The following is a 17,139-nucleotide window of genomic DNA, read 5'->3' as shown; positions in this document are numbered from 1 at the left end:
CGCTCGTGCTTAACTCTCTGAGTTGTATTTGAACTTTATCTCACTTGAGAGATGTGGTGCGTGGCGAGCGGGGGCACATGGTCGCGCGGGTTGGGACGGTTGCTTTTCAGGGCATAGAGGCTGTGCCTGTCGACGTGCAGGTGATGGTGGCGCCGGGCAAGATGGGCATGTCCATCGTCGGCCTGCCGGACAAGGCTGTGGCGGAAAGCCGGGAGCGGGTGCAGGCGGCCCTCCACGCTTCCGGCCTGTCCATGCCAACCAAGCGGGTGACGGTCAATCTGGCGCCTGCTGACCTGCCGAAAGAAGGGTCGCATTATGATTTGCCCATTGCCGTCGGGCTTATGGCGGCGATTGGCGCCATTCCAGCGGATGCGATCCAGTCCTATCTCGTTCTGGGTGAATTGTCGCTCGACGGTTCGATAACATCGGTGGCGGGTGTCCTGCCCGCTGCAATCGGCGCTAACCGGGAGCAGAAAGGGCTTATCTGTCCGCATTCCTGCGGTCCGGAGGCAGCATGGGCGGGTGCCGACATCGACATATTGGCGCCACGCAGCCTCATCGCCCTTGCCAACCATTTTCGCGGCACGCAGGTTTTGACCCGGCCCGAACCATCCATGCGGATTTCCGGTGAAACGGAACTCGACCTTGCCGACATAAAGGGGCAGGAGACCGCCAAGCGGGCGCTTGAAATCGCCGCCGCTGGCAACCATAATTTGCTGCTTGTGGGGCCACCGGGATCCGGCAAATCCATGCTCGCCCAGCGATTGCCATCCATTCTGCCGCGTCTTTCTCCGCGCGAATTGCTGGACGTGTCGATGATCGCCTCGATTGCGGGTGAGCTTTCGGGCGGAAAACTGTCCGACCGCCGTCCGTTCCGCGCACCGCATCATTCGGCATCAATGGCGGCAATGGTTGGCGGCGGACTGCGCGCACGGCCCGGCGAAGTATCGCTTGCGCATAATGGCGTGCTGTTTCTGGATGAGTTTCCGGAATTCTCGCCGCAGGTGCTGGATTCGCTGCGCCAGCCGCTTGAAACCGGCGAATGTCTGATTGCCCGCGTCAATCACCGCACCAGCTATCCGGCGCGCTTTCAACTCATTGCCGCCATGAATCCCTGCCGCTGCGGCATGGCGGGCGAACCGGGGCATGTCTGCGCGCGCGGGCCGCGTTGTCAGGCTGATTATCAGGCCCGCATTTCAGGCCCGCTTCTGGATCGCATCGACTTGCGGGTCGATATGCCCGCTGTCTCCGCCTTCGATCTCATCAAGCCGTCCCGCTCGGAAACAAGCGCGGCGGTCGCGCAACGCGTCGCCCGCGCCCGCGCAGTACAGAGCGAGCGCTATTCCGCGCTCGGTCTGGAACCCTCCATGACCAACGCCTATTGTTCGGCCAAACTGATAGAGGAGGTCGCGGAGCCGGATGCGGCAGGACTGAAGCTTTTGCGCGATGCGAGCGAGCAGATGCATTTTTCCGCCCGCGCCTATCATCGTATCCTGAAAGTGGCCCGCACGCTGGCGGATCTCGATGGCAGCGACAAGGTGGGCCGCATCCATCTGGCCAGCGCCATATCTTACCGCATGGGCGCGGAAAGGCTGGTTTCAGCAGCCTGACCACCTTTAGCGATGTCCTTAATGAAATTCAGCGCGGCGCTATCGGTTTCCAATGATGGAGGACAGTTCTTTCCTCATATGAATAGCACCAGTAATGTCCCTGATGGGGCTGGTCATATTGGCGGCTGATCGGGAGTCCCGCAAGATAACAGAGAAGTATCGTGCCGGAGCCGCCATGGCCGACAATGGCAGTATCGTGCGAAGCCGAGAGCCGTTCCACGCATTTGAAGCCCTGCGTGATGCGGTATTGTACATCAATGGCCCGCTCCCACCCGCGAATGCTTTTGTCTGGGGCTGAAAAGAACTGGTCGGCCACCATTTCGTGCTGGTCGGGAGGTAGAAAGCCGGTGGAGCTTCGGTCGGTTTCACTAAAACGATAGTCGGTCGACGGAATTATTCCTAAAACACCGGCCAGGATTTCGGCGGCTTCAATTGCCTTTGTTTCAGTACTGGACCAGATCGACCTGATCGATTGCAGCTCAGGCCGACCGGCAAAAGAACGCATCCGTTCGATACCACGCTCCGAAAGGTTCCACGATGGAACAGACTTTGCCGGATCGACGATGACTTCCGGATGCGAGATGAAATAGATTTTTGCCACGCGCCGCCCCGCAATAATCACATCGTTATGAGGCTAAGGGCACGAAAGCGCCCCGTTGCCTGCCCTATCCGGCTCATATTCCAAACGTCACAAGACCATTCTCGTCGATGGCCCAGGCCGGGTTCCAAGCAATTTCCCAGGCGTGATCATCAGGATCGGCGACATAACCGCGAAAACCGCCATGGATGGGCGCGTCGGCCGGGCGCAATAATTTGCCGCCAGCGTCAACCAGCCGGTTCATCAGCGGCGTGACCTCGGCTTCTCGCTCCACATTGTGAGCAAGCGAAAAGGCACCCGGCTGCAAGAGACCATCTCGGTCCATGTCGGATTCAAGCGCCGATTTCAGAAAGGTTCCGAGAACGAAACCGTTCATCTGATAAAAGATGATTTCGTCATTCTCGAAAACCGGAATCCAGCCGAAGCCTTCTGTGTAAAAGCGACGTGAGCGCCCGAGATCGGCGATGCCAAGTGTGATGACGGAGATTTGCTGTTTCATAACCAAGACCTCTTGTTCTCCAATGCACCATTGCATCGGAGTGAAAGGTCAAGGGACTCGACGCATCTGCCAAATGACGGCAACCGCGAAGGCCAGGACCCGCTTTGCAACGGGGATCGGGCTAACCGCACCGATCTCTCCTTTTTAGACCCGGAACGGATAGCACATTCCGGGGCATTTTCCAAACAGATGGAGAGATCGCAATGTCAGCGCACTGAGCCGACGAGGAGATTGTCGGGACCTTCAATGGTAACCCAGCGACCGGTGTCGTTCGCGGCCTGACGCTTCAGATAGGTGTAATCCGTCTCGTTCCAGCGCATGACTTCGTCCGTCAGGTTATCAAGAACGAAATCGCCGCGATCGGTGCGAACGGTGAGGACCGCGTGCCCTTCGCCGTCCGGCTTGCGTACGACGGTGATCAGAAGATCGGTGAGCGGGATGCCGGCCTTCTGCAATTCACGCTGCTTCAGCAACACGTAATCTTCGCAGTCGCCAACGGTCGTCGGATAAGCCCAGTATTCCTCGACGCCGTAGATTTCCATGTCGGTCATCGGCTTGATGCGCTCGTTGATCGCAAGGTTAATCTCGACGATGCGCTGCCAGTTCGAATGGTTGAGTTGCAGCGCGCGGGTGTCTCGGCTGGTGATGCCGCATTCCTTGGGCTCGCGCTTGCAGAATTCATAATGTCCGATCGGCTGCGAGGTCAGCTTGCCGGTCTGCATGAAGTCGCCGGAGGCAGCTTCCGCACCAAAGCTTGCCATCAGCAGCGAGACTGCGAAACCGGCGGCTGCCATAATCTTTGTGGTCGAGCGAACAACGCAAAACATACTCAACGCCTTTTGGCTCTCGCCATTACTCATTTATTAACGAAACGTTAATGTCTGAAATAGTCCGGAGTCAATTCGGTTTGCCTCGCGATCGCCTGACTTCTTAATTAATGGTTAATGCGGGTAACTCCTGATAATGCAATCTGTAATTGAAGTTGTCGGCCATCGGAAAGCCAGCTCCGACGGTAAAAATTACCCATAATTTTGCCACGGTCCGGGCGCTTGTTTTTTGCCCCGAATAAGCCAATTGTTGGTGTTCGACCGGATCGGAACGATCCCTTTGCAAAGGCCAGACGATGACAGGCGCAACGACGCGCAAGGCCACGGCAGACGACATAGATGCGCTCCTGCGCATCGAGGAACGCTGTTTCGAGACAGACCGGATTTCCCGCCGTTCCTTTCGCGCCCTCATCGCGCGGCCGACCGCAGAAACCATTGTTGCAACGGTGGATGGCGCAGTCACCGGCTATGCGATGATCCTGTTTCGCCATGGCACTGCGCTGGCGCGGCTCTATTCCATAGCCGTCGATCCGGAGGCAAAGGTCAAGGGCGTCGGCTCGCTTCTGCTGCAGGCGGCGGAAACAGCGGCTTATGACCACGACCGTCCATTGCTGCGGCTTGAGGTGCGCGAGGATAATGAGCGCGCCATTGCGCTCTACAAGCGGCACGGCTACCGTCCCATCGGGCGCTATCTCGATTACTATGCCGACCATTCTGACGCGCTGCGATTTGAAAAGACGGTTCGCGGTGACGTTTCGCCGGTCACCGCCTTTCCTTATTACGAGCAGACGACCGGTTTCACCTGCGGCGCGGCCTGCCTGATGATGGTGCTGGCCCGGCACAATCAGGAGACCCGACTTGATCCCGTGCTAGAAGTCCGTCTGTGGCGTGATGCGACCACCATCTATATGATGTCAGGGCCCGGCGGTTGCGAACCCTTCGGACTTGCAGTCGCCGCGCATGAACGCGGACTGAAAGCATCGGTCATCGTATCCATCGAGGATATGCTTTTCCTGCAATCGGTGCGTTCGGAAGAAAAGCGCAAGGTCATGCAACTGGCCCAAACCGATTTCCGGCAGCGCACGGAAGCCTATGCCATACCGGTGGATTATCGCAGCTTTACCCTGCACGACATTCTGACGGCCCTGCGCCGTGGAGCGGCAGTGATCGTGCTTGTCAGCGGTTATCATATGTTCGGCAAGAAAGTGCCGCATTGGGTGCTGGCCCATGGCGAAGACGGGCGTCACATTCTCATTCACGACCCCTGGGTGGAGGAAGAGCTGGGCGAGACCATCGCCGATGCCGCAAATGTTCCTGTTCCCTTTCACATTTTCGACCGTATCGCGCGGTTCGGCAGTGATGGGCTCAGGGCAGCCGTTATTCTGGAAAAAAGGACGGACTGATGACGATCTGCGTCATTCTGGTAGGACGCCTCTCGGATATCGATAATGGGGCGACGCCACACAAGGTCATGACCACGCGCGATTACCTCGCACATCCATCGCTCTTCAATGGCCAGTTGCGCCCGCGGATCATCAATCTGTCGCGCTCCTACGCTTATCAGAGCCGCGGCTATTATGCTTCGCTTCTGGCGGAAGCGCGGGGACACCGCATCATCCCTTCCGTGGAAACCATGATCGATCTCTCGGAACGGCGGCTCTATGAAAACGCCATTCCCGAACTTGAAGACATGCTGAACAAGGCGCTCGGCAAGCATCCGGAAAAGGCACCCGAGACAATCCACGTGCATTTCGGACTTGCCGACAGCCCCGACTTTGAAAAATTCGGACGGCTGCTCTTCGACTGGTTTCGCGCGCCATCGCTGGAAGTATCCGTCAAGCCAGGTGAATGGGCCCGAATCCAGAAGATCGGCTTTGCCAACATCGCCAAGTTTTCCAAGGACCAGAAGGAACGTTTCGAGGAGGCACTCGACCGATATACCCAGCGTGAGTGGCGCGCGGCGCGCCCAAAGGTGCCAGCGCGCTATTCCTTCGCAACGCTGTGCGACCCGAAGGAAGCGATGCCGCCGTCAACCGTTTCAACGCTGAAGCATTGGGCAAGGATCGCGGCAAGGCTCGGCGTGGAAGTGGAACCGATCGGCAAGCGCGATCTGCCCCGGCTTGCCAATTTTGACGCATTGTTCATCCGCGAGACGACGTCGATCTCCAATCACACCTATCGTTTCGCCCGCCGGGCGCAGCAGGAAAACATGCCGGTGATCGATGACCCGATGTCCATGATCCGCTGCACCAACAAGGTTTATCTGCATGAATTGATGCAGGCCAACGAGGTGGCGGTCCCGCCAACGGTGATGATTGCGGGGGAGGAGGATCTGGAACGTGCCGCCGACATGCTCGGTTTTCCGATGGTCATCAAGATACCGGATTCGTCATTCTCGCGCGGCGTGAAGAAGGTGAAGGATTTCGGCGAACTGAAAGCGCTTGCTGTCCTGTGGCTGGAGGACAGTGATCTCCTGCTGGCGCAAAAATACATGCCGACGAAGTTTGACTGGCGCGTCGGCGTTCTGGACGGCAAGCCACTCTTCATATGCCAGTATATGATGGCCAAGAACCACTGGCAGATTGTCAAGCACGATACGGGCGGCAAACCGCTGGAAGGCGGGTTTCGATCCTATGCGCTGGGCGACGCGCCGCCATTGGTGCTGGAAACCGGCTTACGCGCGGCACGGTGTATTGGCGACGGGCTTTATGGTGTCGATCTGAAGGAAACGGATGATGGGGTGGTCGTGATCGAAGTCAACGACAACCCTAATCTTGAGCACGGGATCGAGGATGCCGCCGAAAAGGACGAGGTCTGGATCAATCTGACCCGCTGGTTCACCGACAGGCTGGATCGGAGATAGCATTCCCCAAAAGCGAAAACCGGCTTTTAGGGGAAGAATATGCCGAAAACAGTTGGACGGAGCATTTCCAACGATCAAATCTGGATCGGAAATGCTCCATGTCCAGCGACTGAACGCGACCTTGCTGGATCACAAAGGCGTAAAGCAGACCTTGGTGTGTCCTGCGCCAATGAAGCCGAGCCGGCCTGCGGCGCCCTTGGACAGGTCGAGGACGCGCCCCTTGATGAACGGGCCGCGATCGTTGATGCGCACGACAAGCGACTTGCCGTTTCTCTGATTGGTAACCTTGACCTTGCTGCCAAGCGGCAGGGTGCGGTGTGCTGCGGTCAGGCCGGACGGGTTCATGCGTTCACCCGAAGCCGTACGGGAAGTGAGGGCGTACCAGGAGGCACCGCCGCATTGCTGTGCTGAAGCCTCGATTGCGGTGGCCGCGAGAAGACCGGTTGCCGCAACGGCAAGCATAGCCATACGGGTCTTGAAAGTCATGCCAGTTCCACTAGTTGTTAACGGAGTGTCCCACAGTTGTCGCTGAGAAAGACGGTTCCGAACTGGAATCTAAATGTGGCGCTGGCGTGGTTCGAATGAGAACATTATGCGATAACTGAATCTATATCCCGCAGGGAAAATCATCCTATACTGACCGTTGTTTACTTTATGGCTTAAACACAACAAAGGAATATTAGGAAGTGTTCGTGTTGTTTACTGTAAAGCTGTTTACGATTCGTTAGGAATCTGCGGTGGCACTTCGCTGTGCCTTGATTTCGCGCGCCCATTGCAAGAAAAGCTGCTTTCGTGTGTGGCAGCTGGCCCCGGCGGCGATGCAATTTTTATTTGCAAGGTAAGTTTTCAGCGTCGGCGGCAAAGTTGACGAAATGAGGCGTTTTGGGGGCAAAATTGCAATTTCTGACTGTGCTCGAGAAGCTCTTGTCGAACTTTGAAAGTTATCCACAGGCCCGAAAGAGGTTGAGATGACGTTTCTTTGACTGCTATCACCCTGCACGAAAGCGTTGAATTCCTGCTATAAGCGTTCAGACCAGACGACGGAACGCCATGCAGGACCACCCGGAAAAAGACAGGATCGACGCCGCTTCGCCCGCAATCTCGGCGAGCAAGCGGATCGTCTATCTTTGCCTCGGCTTTCTCATGCTCGGACTTGGCATTGTGGGTGCATTCCTGCCGGTCATGCCGACAACGATCTTCATCATTTTTGCTGCATGGTTCTTCGCGCGGTCGTCGCCGAAGATCGAGGCCCGGTTGCTCGCGGATCAACGTTTCGGACCGTTGGTCATAAAATGGCGCGAGCGTGGTGCCATTCCGCCGCGCGCCAAGCTCTACGCCTGTCTTGGCATGGCATTCGGATATGGCATTTTCTGGTGGGGCGCCAAACCTGGCTGGCTGCTGGCAACAGTAGTAACACTGTTCATGCTGGGTTCTGCCGCCTATGTGTTGTCTCGCCCGAACGAGTGAGTTTAGACCGGGTAACTTAAAGGCGTCCCGTTTTAATCACCTACGGGGTCACGTCGAACCCGAACCATTTTTCGGATAGCCTTTTGATAGTGCCATCGGCCTTCGCCGCCATGATTGCAGAATCGAATTGGCGCTTGAGTTCAGCTTCGTCCTTGCGCAGACCGACAGCGACCCCGCTCCCGAGCAGGCCGCCTTTGAAAAGCGGCCCGGTCATGACGACGTTGGAATAGGCCTGCGTCTTCTGGATCGTGTTCAGATAGGATCGGGCGGTGACCTGCATGTCGATGCGTCCGTTTGCGAGATCGAGATCGACCTGCTCGGCGGTTTTATACTCGCGGATAGTGGTTCCTTCTCTGAAATATGCATTGATCAGAGATTGGGCTATCGATCCACCCACGACACCGACGGTCGCTCCCTTTATCGCGGTATTCACATCTTGAAGGGCTTGCTCCGTTTCACGCTTATTGTCCGAAAGGTCCAGGTTCTCCTCCATGTGAGGCAGCTTGCTGTAGGGACCGTCGCGCAGGGTGGCGAAGACTTGCGGCGTGCGGCCGTAGGATACGGAGAAATCGATGACTTTCTCACGCGCTTTTGTTGCTGACAGCGCTCCCATCACAGCATCGGCTTTGCCAATCTGCAGGCTTGTTATGATGGCGTCGAAGGGAATGGCGATAAAATTGCATTCGACTTTCATCGTCTGGCAAAGGTGCTGGCCCAGCTCGACCTCATAGCCGTCGAGCGTGCCATCGGACCGCGTGAGATTATAGGGCCGAAAATATCCTTCGGTAGCAATGGTGAGCACACGGCTCTGAGCTTGGGACTGCGATAGGGAGCTCGCGAGCGCAATTATCCAGACGAGGTTGAACAGACGTGGATAGGTCACTGCGGAAACCTTGTATTGTCACTTTGTCGTTCAAAGCATAGGTCTGGAGAGGCGGCTGGGTAAATTGGCTGGAAATTGGGAGCCGTTATTCGGTGGCCGGTCGATCATTCGAAACCGACACTCAAGCGGTGGACGAACGCCGCATTATTCTTTGCCGGTTCAAGGCGCGGCAAAACCCCACAAAATCACTGGCAAGCGGCTCTGATACAAACCTGTAACAATAGTGTCATATGAATGTAATATAGAGCGCGTAGAGGGCTAACGACGCCACATCGTCATATGTCTTTTACAACAGGAGCCGCAGCTCATGAACAAGATGATTTCCTCGACCGCAGCGCTCGCCATCGCTGCCGTTATGTCGGTTTCCGCCGCCCAGGCGCGCGATCAGATTCAGGTTGCCGGTTCCTCGACCGTTCTGCCTTATGCAAAAATCGTCGCCGAAACCTTCGGTGAAACCTTCCCGAACTTCAAGACGCCGGTTGTTGAATCGGGCGGCTCGGGCGCGGGTATCAAGGAATTCTGCAAGGGCGTCGGTGAAAACACCATCGACATCGCCAATGCATCGCGCGCCATGAAGGACTCGGAACTGAAGTCGTGCATCGACGCTGGCGTCAAGGACGTTCAGGAAGTGCGCTTCGGCTATGACGGCATCGTGTTTGCGACCGACGTCAAGGGTCCGGATTGGAAGCTGAAGCCGGAAGACGTCTACAAGGCGCTCGCAGCCAAGCTCGTTGTGGACGGCAAGCTGGTCGACAATCCGAACACCAAGTGGAATCAGGTCAACCCGAACCTGCCGGATTGGGACATTGCTGCCTACATCCCGGGCGAAAAGCACGGCACCCGCGAAGTCTTTGAAGAAAAGGTTCTGGCTGACGGCTGCAAGCACTCGGGCGCTCTGGATGAAATCAAGAAGACCGGCCTCGACGACAAGGCTGCCGCTTCCGCCTGTATCGCAGTGCGCAAGGACGGCAAGGCTGTCGACATCGATGGCGACTATGCTGAAACGCTGGCCCGCATCGACTCCAACAAGACCGGCGTTGGCGTTTTCGGCCTCTATTTCTTCGAAAACAATGCCGACAAGCTGAAGGTTGCCACCGTCAACGATGTTACCCCTTCGGCTGCAACGGTTGCTTCGGGTGAATATCCGGTGTCGCGTCCGCTGTTCTTCTACGTGAAGAAGGCGCATCTCGGCGTCATCCCCGGCCTCAAGGAATATGTTGAGTTCTTCCTCAACGACCAGATGATCGGTCCTGACGGCCCGCTCGCCGAATATGGCCTGGTTCCGGCCCCGGATGCAGAACGTGAAGCACAGCGCGCTGCCTTCTCCGAAGGCAAGACGTTGGCTGCGAAGTAAGTTTTGATCTGTGGAACGCGGGGATGAGGAATCTCCGCGTTCTTCTCCTTTCGCGCCTTTGTATTATGACAGGCGCATTCGCGTGGAACGGCATGGGTGGAAGCTGCACCTCAACGCCATCCGCATTCATCAGGGCAACCGGGGAAATTGAATGTCCTTCTTTCTGGTTCTCGTCAGTATCGTTGCAATCGGGCTGATCGGATTCTTCATAGGCCGCCAGCGTGCCGTTGCACTGGACAAGGCGCAGTCTGCTTCCGCAAAAGCCTCGCCGACCGAGAAAATGCATTCCCGCCCGCATTATCATGGCTGGTGGGTTTTCCTCGTTTCAGCATTGCCTGCGGTTCTGTTCCTCGCAATATGGGCCGTAGGAACGTCGGTTTATCTGGATCACAGTGCGACCGCCCGCTTGCCGGATGCCGTTGAGGAAGGGTCCTTCACCAATCGCAGCCTGCAGCTCGGCATGGTTCGCGGTCTTGCCAGCGGGCTTGACCGGCTGACGCCTGCCGAACTCGAAAATTTCCCGTCGAACTATCAGGACGCCCGCACGCTTCTGGGGGCAAAGGGCGTGGCGCTCGCGACCGAGGGCCAGGACTATATGGTGCCGATCGCGCTTTACCTGAAAAAGGCAACCGCCCTCACGCACACCATCGGTTCGGCTGTTTCCCTGGTGATCGCCGTGGCTGGCCTGATTTTCGGCCTCTCCACGATCAGCAGGCGCATGCGCGCACGCAACAATGTGGAGCGAATCGTTCTCTGGGGCCTGATTGCAGCCTCCGGCATCGCCATCCTGACGACCATCGGCATTATCTGCTCGATGCTGTTCCAGACCATCAGCTTCTTCCAGTCCGTTTCGCCGTGGGACTTCTTCTTCGGCACGGTGTGGGACCCGCGCTTTGCCGCTGCCGGTTCGGGCGGCGAGACCGGCCAGTTCGGTCTCATCCCGCTTCTGGCAGGCACGCTCTATATCGCCTTCGTGGCCATGCTGTTCGCGGTTCCGGTCGGATTGTTCTCCGCCATCTACATGGCCGAATATGCTTCGCCGCGCGTACGCACCATCGTGAAGCCGGTTCTGGAGCTTCTCGCCGGTATTCCCAGCATCGTCTACGGCTTCTTTGCGCTCGTGACCGTTGGACCTTTCCTGCGCGATCTGTCCATCGCCATTGCTGGCGGGCAGGGTTTCATCATGGCGCAGAGCGTTCTGACCGCCGGCCTCGTCATGGGCGTGATGCTGATCCCGTTCGTGTCCTCCCTGTCCGATGACATCATCACTGCCGTGCCGCGGGCGTTGCGCGACGGCTCGCTTGGTCTCGGCGCGACCCGTTCCGAAACCATCAAGCGGGTTGTCCTCCCGGCGGCATTGCCGGGCATCGTGGGCGCGCTTCTGATGACTGCCTCGCGCGCCATCGGCGAAACCATGATCGTGGTTCTGGCGGCAGGTGTTGCGGCGCGCATCAACATCAATCCCTTCGAGGCGATGACCACCATCACGGTGAAGATCGTCAACCAGCTGACCGGCGATCTTGAGTTCAATTCGCCGCAGACGCTGGTGGCCTTTGCACTCGGCATCACGCTTTTCGTCCTGACGCTGATCATGAACATCTTTGCGCTGCACATCGTGCGCAAGTACCGGGAGCAGTACGAATAATGACCGATACGACCTTTAATGCCAGCGGCGCCGCGGCACAGCCGACACGTCGCGATATCGGACTAAAACGCCGCTACGCTGCCGAACGTCGCTTCCGCTATTACGGTATTGCTGCGATTGCCATCGGCGTATTCTTCCTGTGCGCGCTCCTGTTCTCGGTTTTCTCCAAGGGCTATACCGCCTTCTGGCAGACGACGCTTTATCTGCCGGTAAAGCTTGAAGAGAGCGTGATCGATCCGGGCAACAAGCGCGCGACCGATCCGAATGTGCTGATCACGGCCAATTATCCGCTGCTGGTGCGCAACGCTCTGGCTGAAAAACTTGGTGTTTCGCCAACCGACCGACCGGCAATGCGGGACCTTGGCCGTTTCTATTCGGACGGCGTGCGCATTCAGCTGCGCGAGATCGTGATGAACAACCCCTCGCTTATCGGCACGACACAGGTCGTTCCGGTTCTGGCGGGCGCGGACATTGATTCCGCCTTCAAGGGACAGATCGACCTTTCCGTGCCGGAGGCGAACCGCAAGGTTTCGGACCGTCAGGTGGGATGGATGAGAACGCTTTCGGAAGAAGGCGTGATGAAGGAGTCCTTCAATACAGGCCTCTTCACCTTCGGTGCATCCAGCCGTCCGGAAACCTCCGGTCTCGGCGTGGCATTGGTCGGTTCGCTCTACATGATGCTCATCGTTCTCGGCCTTTCCCTGCCGATCGGTGTTGCTGCTTCGATCTATCTGGAAGAGTTCGCCAAGAAGAACCGCTTCACCGACATGATCGAGGTGAACATCAACAATCTGGCGGCGGTCCCGTCCATCGTGTTCGGCCTGCTCGGGCTTGCGGTATTCATCAACTTCTTCGGCCTGCCGCGCTCCGCCTCGCTAGTCGGCGGTCTGGTGCTGACATTGATGACGCTTCCAACCATCATCATCGCGACCCGCGCCGCGCTTCGCGCCGTGCCGCCATCGATCCGTTCCGCGGCCCTTGGCCTCGGCGCGTCGAAAACGCAGATGGTGTTCCACCATGTCCTGCCGCTTGCCGCACCCGGCATCCTGACCGGCACGATCATCGGCCTTGCCCATGCGCTTGGTGAAACGGCGCCGCTTCTGCTGATCGGCATGGTGGCCTTCGTCGCCGACGTACCGTCAACGCCGATGGAACCGGCGACTGCTTTGCCGGTGCAAATCTATATGTGGGCAAACGAAGCAGAACGAGCCTTTGTGGAACGCACGTCAGGCGCTATCATCGTCCTGCTTCTGTTCCTTGCCGTGATGAATATTGCAGCAATCATTCTGCGCCGCCGCTTCGAGCGCCGCTGGTAAACGGGAGTCGAAAGCTATGAACCTGATGACTGAACGATCTCTCGAGAAAGCCGTAGGAGAAAAAATGAACGCCAACGCCAGTTCCATAAAGATGCGCGGCGACAAGGTCTGCGTATTTTATGGGGAGAAGCAGGCTCTGTTCGACGTCGATCTGGAAATCCAGGAAAAGATGGTCACAGCGCTGATCGGCCCTTCCGGTTGCGGCAAGTCTACCTTCCTGCGTTCGCTCAACCGCATGAACGATACGATCGAAGGCTGCAAGGTCGGCGGGAAGATCACACTCGACAACGAGGACATCTACGATCCGAAGATCGATGTCGTCGAACTGCGGGCCCGCGTCGGCATGGTGTTCCAGAAGCCGAATCCGTTCCCGAAGTCGATCTATGAAAACGTCGCTTACGGCCCACGCATCCATGGTCTCGCCCGCACCAAGGCCGATCTGGAGGAAATCGTCGTGACGAGCCTGAAGAAGGCGAGCCTGTTCGAGGAAGTGAAGGATCGTCTGCACGACGCGGGCACCGGTCTTTCCGGCGGCCAGCAGCAGCGTCTTTGCATTGCGCGCGCGATTGCGGTCAGTCCGGAAGTCATCCTCATGGACGAACCGTGCTCGGCGCTCGACCCGATTGCAACCGCGAAGGTGGAAGAGCTGATCGACGAACTGCGCCAGAACTATACGATCGTGATCGTCACGCACTCCATGCAGCAGGCCGCGCGCGTTTCGCAACGCACAGCCATGTTCCACCTCGGCAATCTGGTCGAAGTGGGCGACACGGAAACCATGTTCACCGCGCCGACCGAAAAGCGCACGCAGGACTATATCACCGGACGCTTCGGCTGATCCGGAACTGCGTTTCAACAGACAGTGCGGCTTCCCCGCAATTTATATTACGAGGTCTACTATGCCGTCTCAGCATACCGTTCGCTCCTACGATGAGGAATTGAAGTTTCTCACCCACAAGATCGCCGAAATGGGCGGACATGCGGAACGTATGGTCGAGCAGTCGGTCGCCGCTATCGTCAATGCGGACAACGCGCTCGCACAGCGCGTCATCTCCGACGATCTCATCCTCGACGCCAGCGAGCGCGAGATCGACGACAAGGCCGTGATGATCATCGCCAAGCGCCAGCCCATGGCCGTGGACCTGCGCGAGATCATCGGTTCGATCCGCATCTCGGCCGACCTGGAGCGCGTCGGCGATCTGGGCAAGAACATTGCCAAGCGTGTTGCCGCCGTTTCGGAATCGCGTCAGCCGGTAAAGCTCTATCGTGGTCTGGAAACGCTGGCCGAACTGGCGCTGACCCAGCTCAAGGACGTGCTCGACGCTTATGCGTCGCGTTCGGTGCAGCAGATCAATGTCGTCCGTGACCGCGATGACGAGATCGATGCCATGTACACGTCGCTGTTCCGCGAATTGCTGACTTACATGATGGAAGATCCGCGCAATATTTCCGCCTGCACGCATCTTCTGTTCTGTGCGAAGAATATCGAGCGCATCGGCGATCACGCGACCAACATCGCGGAGACCGTTTATTACATCGTGACCGGCCTGCAAATGCCGGCTGAGCGGCCCAAGGAAGACCTGAGCCACGGTATTGTCGTGGATGAGGCGCGTAAACCCTGAACTGCATCCGACCGGACCCGGAGTGACCCCGAGTCCGGCGGCTGAGAATGAGTGAATAGCGCGGCGGCACGCGGTCGATTGGGGGATTGTATCCACCGCCCGCCGCATTTGGATAGGGAAATACTGGATGTCACAGGCACCCAAAATCGCTGTGGTAGAAGACGAAGAGGCGCTGAGCGTGCTGCTTCGCTATAATCTTGAGGCAGAGGGCTACCAGGTCGATACCATGCTGCGCGGCGACGAGGCCGAAATCGCATTGCGCGAGAATGTGCCGGATTTGCTTATTCTGGACTGGATGCTGCCAGGGGTTTCGGGCATCGAACTGTGCCGCCGCCTGCGCCAATGGCCGGAAACCGAGCGCCTGCCGATCATCATGCTGACGGCGCGGGGCGAGGAAAGCGAACGCGTCCGGGGGTTGAGCGTTGGCGCCGACGACTATGTCGTAAAGCCGTTTTCGACGCCGGAACTTCTGGCGCGCGTCAAGGCGATGCTGCGCCGGTCCAATCCCAGCATTCTTTCGCATGTGCTGAAAGTGGGCGACCTTGTTCTGGACCGTCAGCAGCATCGGGTTTACCGCAAGGAAAAGGAAGTCCGTCTCGGACCGACTGAATTCCGACTGCTCGAATATTTCATGATGTCGCCCGGCCGTGTCTTCTCGCGCAGCCAGCTTCTGGATGGCGTCTGGGGTCCGGACATCTATGTGGACGATCGCACGGTGGACGTCCACGTCGGACGGCTGCGCAAGGCGATCAATGTCGGTCGCGCGCTCGATCCGATCCGCACCGTTCGCGGTGCCGGTTATTCTTTCGGTTGATCGACACCGTCATTCAAACTCTCAGATATAGCTCCTGATCGGCCCGCCATTTTCATCGTGGCGGGCCGTTTGCGGATGGTCAGCCTGCGGCAACGTTGATCCGATTCGCATAGGCCCGACCAAAACTGCGCGCCAATCACGCATTTTCACGCGATGTTACAAATCTGTTTTCAAAGTTGACAGCGACCAATGGAACCCATGGGAAACAGAATTTTTGCAGATCATTCGAAGCAGCGCGGATGTGGTGGGGAAAACCATCCAAGCAAAAGCGAATTAAGGCAGCGATATGGCGTGTATTGCGGGAATTTGTATCGCATTAAATCAATGCCTTATCTGAATTCGTAATTCTTGTTAATAAATTATTAATATATTTAAAGGGCTTGTAGGCATATTCGCACTCTCGATTCGGATTTCGTTTCAGGCGGGTTGACCGCCGCCTGCATCGTTGGGATTTGACCCTTCGCCTTTTTTTGGCCTAAAAATTCCAAAACCTTGAATTCGATTGAGCGACAGTAGGACGTATGATTTTGATCTTCGTCCTCTTTGACTTGCACCGCGGTCAGACGTTCGCGCGCATCATTCCGGATGTGTCTGCCTGAACGAATGACTGGATCAGTTAAGGGTCCTAACATGAGATTGAGCCATTGACGCGCGCCGCGAAGTGGAAATTGCCCGTTCTTGTCGGGCTGGTGGTTGCGCCTTTCGTGGTCACCGGATGCACGACGACCGGAACCACGGGAAAAGCCAATTCGGAAAAGACGGCGGCCAACCACGTCAAATCCGTCAATGGCGTGAAGACCTACACCTACACAGCGCGTGACAAGGAATGCCTTGAGCGCGCGATGTTCTTCGAATCGAACCGTTCGAGCCCCGACGGGCTTCTCGCTGTCGGCACGGTCGTCATGAACCGTCTCGCATCGGGCCGTTATCCCGATACGATTTGCGGCGTCGTTGGCCAGAAGAACCAGTTTGCGCCGGGCGTCCTCACCCGCAGGATGGATTCCAAGGCGTTGCCTGATGTTCAGGCAACTGCCGATGCAGTGTTGAAGGGGCAGCGCCATCCGAAACTCAAGAACGCCCTGTTCTTCCATACGGCGGGCCTGAGGTTCCCTTACAACAACATGCACTATGTGCTCGTCGCCGGTGGCAATTCCTTCTACGAAAAGCGCAACCGCGACGGCTCGCTGCAGAACCCGGTCCCGCAGGAGCCATACAATCTTGCCCTCGCATATTCGCCGCAATCGCCTTCCGTTCCGCAGGATCCATCTTATGATGTGACCCTGCCGCAGACCGGTCCGGTTCCGGGAACGGAACCGACTGTTCAGGTGGCACTCGCGGAGGCTTCCAAGGCTCAAAGCGCAGACCAGAACAGCGGCGTCGGTCCTCAGGCGCGCAGTGACCGTCTGGCGCGTCATCGCGATGTTGCGGTGCCTCAACAGGAACAGCATATGCAGATGGCGTCCTACCAGCCGCAATTCGATACGACGGCCCCGCAGCCGACCTCGCTTGGCTATGCTCCGGCGAGCCAGAAGCAGGCTGACGCCATCGGCGCGCTTCTTCTCTCCCAGGATCGTCCCGAAGCTCCGCTCTAGGAAGCGCATTTATAATCGGATGCTCTGCAACGCCGGTCTGCTCCAACCA

General features: G+C 57.6%; 16 protein-coding genes. 11 read left to right on the top strand and 5 right to left on the bottom strand.

Annotated features, from left to right (window positions below; all coding sequences use genetic code 11):
• The first annotated feature begins 77 nt into the window (after positions 1–77).
• The gene (locus JNC63_RS13795) at positions 78–1,610 is read left to right on the top strand and encodes a YifB family Mg chelatase-like AAA ATPase (RefSeq protein WP_063619847.1); all 1,533 of its coding nucleotides are present in this window, start codon (positions 78–80) and stop codon (positions 1,608–1,610) included.
• A gap of 28 nt (positions 1,611–1,638) precedes the next feature.
• Here the strand turns inward: JNC63_RS13795 and JNC63_RS13790 are convergent, their stop codons facing one another.
• The 3 genes from JNC63_RS13790 to JNC63_RS13780 all read right to left on the bottom strand — a co-directional run bounded on the left by JNC63_RS13790 (position 1,639) and on the right by JNC63_RS13780 (position 3,534).
• Positions 1,639–2,211 (bottom strand): histidine phosphatase family protein, encoded by a 573-nt coding sequence (locus JNC63_RS13790; protein WP_063620055.1) that lies wholly within the window; start codon positions 2,209–2,211, stop codon positions 1,639–1,641.
• A gap of 73 nt (positions 2,212–2,284) precedes the next feature.
• Positions 2,285–2,707, bottom strand: a complete 423-nt coding sequence (locus JNC63_RS13785) for a VOC family protein (RefSeq protein ID WP_006472617.1) — start codon at positions 2,705–2,707, stop codon at positions 2,285–2,287.
• 206 nt (positions 2,708–2,913) lie between these two features.
• The gene (locus JNC63_RS13780; protein WP_006472618.1) at positions 2,914–3,534 is read right to left on the bottom strand and encodes a transglutaminase-like cysteine peptidase; all 621 of its coding nucleotides are present in this window, start codon (positions 3,532–3,534) and stop codon (positions 2,914–2,916) included.
• A 296-nt stretch (positions 3,535–3,830) separates the two neighbouring features.
• Here JNC63_RS13780 and JNC63_RS13775 point away from each other — a divergent pair, with 296 nt between their 5' ends.
• Both JNC63_RS13775 and JNC63_RS13770 read left to right on the top strand, forming a co-directional pair.
• Positions 3,831–4,937, top strand: a complete 1,107-nt coding sequence (locus tag JNC63_RS13775; RefSeq protein ID WP_374846415.1) for a GNAT family N-acetyltransferase/peptidase C39 family protein — start codon at positions 3,831–3,833, stop codon at positions 4,935–4,937.
• A complete protein-coding gene (locus tag JNC63_RS13770) occupies positions 4,937–6,397 on the top strand; it encodes a RimK family ATP-grasp domain-containing protein (protein WP_063619849.1) in 1,461 nt (486 codons plus the stop codon). Before JNC63_RS13775 ends, JNC63_RS13770 begins: the two co-directional genes overlap by 1 nt.
• Positions 6,398–6,526: 129 nt before the next feature.
• Here the strand turns inward: JNC63_RS13770 and JNC63_RS13765 are convergent, their stop codons facing one another.
• Positions 6,527–6,883, bottom strand: a complete 357-nt coding sequence (locus JNC63_RS13765) for a septal ring lytic transglycosylase RlpA family protein (RefSeq protein WP_006468123.1) — start codon at positions 6,881–6,883, stop codon at positions 6,527–6,529.
• A gap of 564 nt (positions 6,884–7,447) precedes the next feature.
• Here JNC63_RS13765 and JNC63_RS13760 point away from each other — a divergent pair.
• Complete coding sequence (locus JNC63_RS13760; RefSeq protein ID WP_021587609.1) at positions 7,448–7,864, top strand: YbaN family protein; 417 nt, start codon at positions 7,448–7,450, stop codon at positions 7,862–7,864.
• Positions 7,865–7,904: 40 nt separating this feature from the next.
• On the opposite strand, the gene JNC63_RS13755 is transcribed toward JNC63_RS13760, so the two are convergent.
• A complete protein-coding gene (locus JNC63_RS13755) occupies positions 7,905–8,747 on the bottom strand; it encodes a transporter substrate-binding domain-containing protein (protein WP_063619850.1) in 843 nt (280 codons plus the stop codon).
• A 307-nt stretch (positions 8,748–9,054) separates the two neighbouring features.
• On the opposite strand from JNC63_RS13755, the gene JNC63_RS13750 reads away from it, so the two are divergent.
• The 7 genes from JNC63_RS13750 (at position 9,055) to JNC63_RS13720 (ending at position 17,090) form a co-directional block, all read left to right on the top strand.
• Complete coding sequence (locus tag JNC63_RS13750) at positions 9,055–10,101, top strand: PstS family phosphate ABC transporter substrate-binding protein (RefSeq protein ID WP_063619851.1); 1,047 nt, start codon at positions 9,055–9,057, stop codon at positions 10,099–10,101.
• Positions 10,102–10,252: 151 nt separating this feature from the next.
• A complete protein-coding gene (gene pstC / locus JNC63_RS13745) occupies positions 10,253–11,746 on the top strand; it encodes a phosphate ABC transporter permease subunit PstC (protein ID WP_021587612.1) in 1,494 nt (497 codons plus the stop codon).
• Positions 11,746–13,062: a phosphate ABC transporter permease PstA gene (gene pstA / locus JNC63_RS13740; RefSeq protein ID WP_063619852.1), complete on the top strand. Its 1,317-nt coding sequence runs from the start codon at positions 11,746–11,748 to the stop codon at positions 13,060–13,062. Before pstC ends, pstA begins: the two co-directional genes overlap by 1 nt.
• A gap of 64 nt (positions 13,063–13,126) precedes the next feature.
• Positions 13,127–13,900 carry a phosphate ABC transporter ATP-binding protein PstB gene (gene pstB / locus JNC63_RS13735; protein ID WP_006468128.1) on the top strand — a complete coding sequence of 258 codons (774 nt, stop codon included), beginning with the start codon at positions 13,127–13,129 and terminating at the stop codon, positions 13,898–13,900.
• A 61-nt stretch (positions 13,901–13,961) separates the two neighbouring features.
• Entirely contained in the window at positions 13,962–14,684 is a 723-nt protein-coding gene (gene phoU, locus JNC63_RS13730; protein ID WP_006468129.1) for a phosphate signaling complex protein PhoU, read from the top strand.
• Between the two features lie 127 nt (positions 14,685–14,811).
• On the top strand, positions 14,812–15,498 hold the full coding sequence (phoB, locus tag JNC63_RS13725; protein ID WP_006468130.1) for a phosphate regulon transcriptional regulator PhoB: 687 nt from the start codon (positions 14,812–14,814) through the stop codon (positions 15,496–15,498).
• Positions 15,499–16,142: 644 nt separating this feature from the next.
• The gene (locus JNC63_RS13720; RefSeq protein ID WP_021587613.1) at positions 16,143–17,090 is read left to right on the top strand and encodes a cell wall hydrolase; all 948 of its coding nucleotides are present in this window, start codon (positions 16,143–16,145) and stop codon (positions 17,088–17,090) included.
• Positions 17,091–17,139: the final 49 nt, after the last annotated feature.

The organism is Brucella ciceri, assembly GCF_041930145.1.
Taxonomy (GTDB): domain Bacteria; phylum Pseudomonadota; class Alphaproteobacteria; order Rhizobiales; family Rhizobiaceae; genus Brucella; species Brucella intermedia.
Note: the sequence above shows the minus strand (reverse complement) of the source record. Positions and strands in the feature narration are given on the sequence as shown.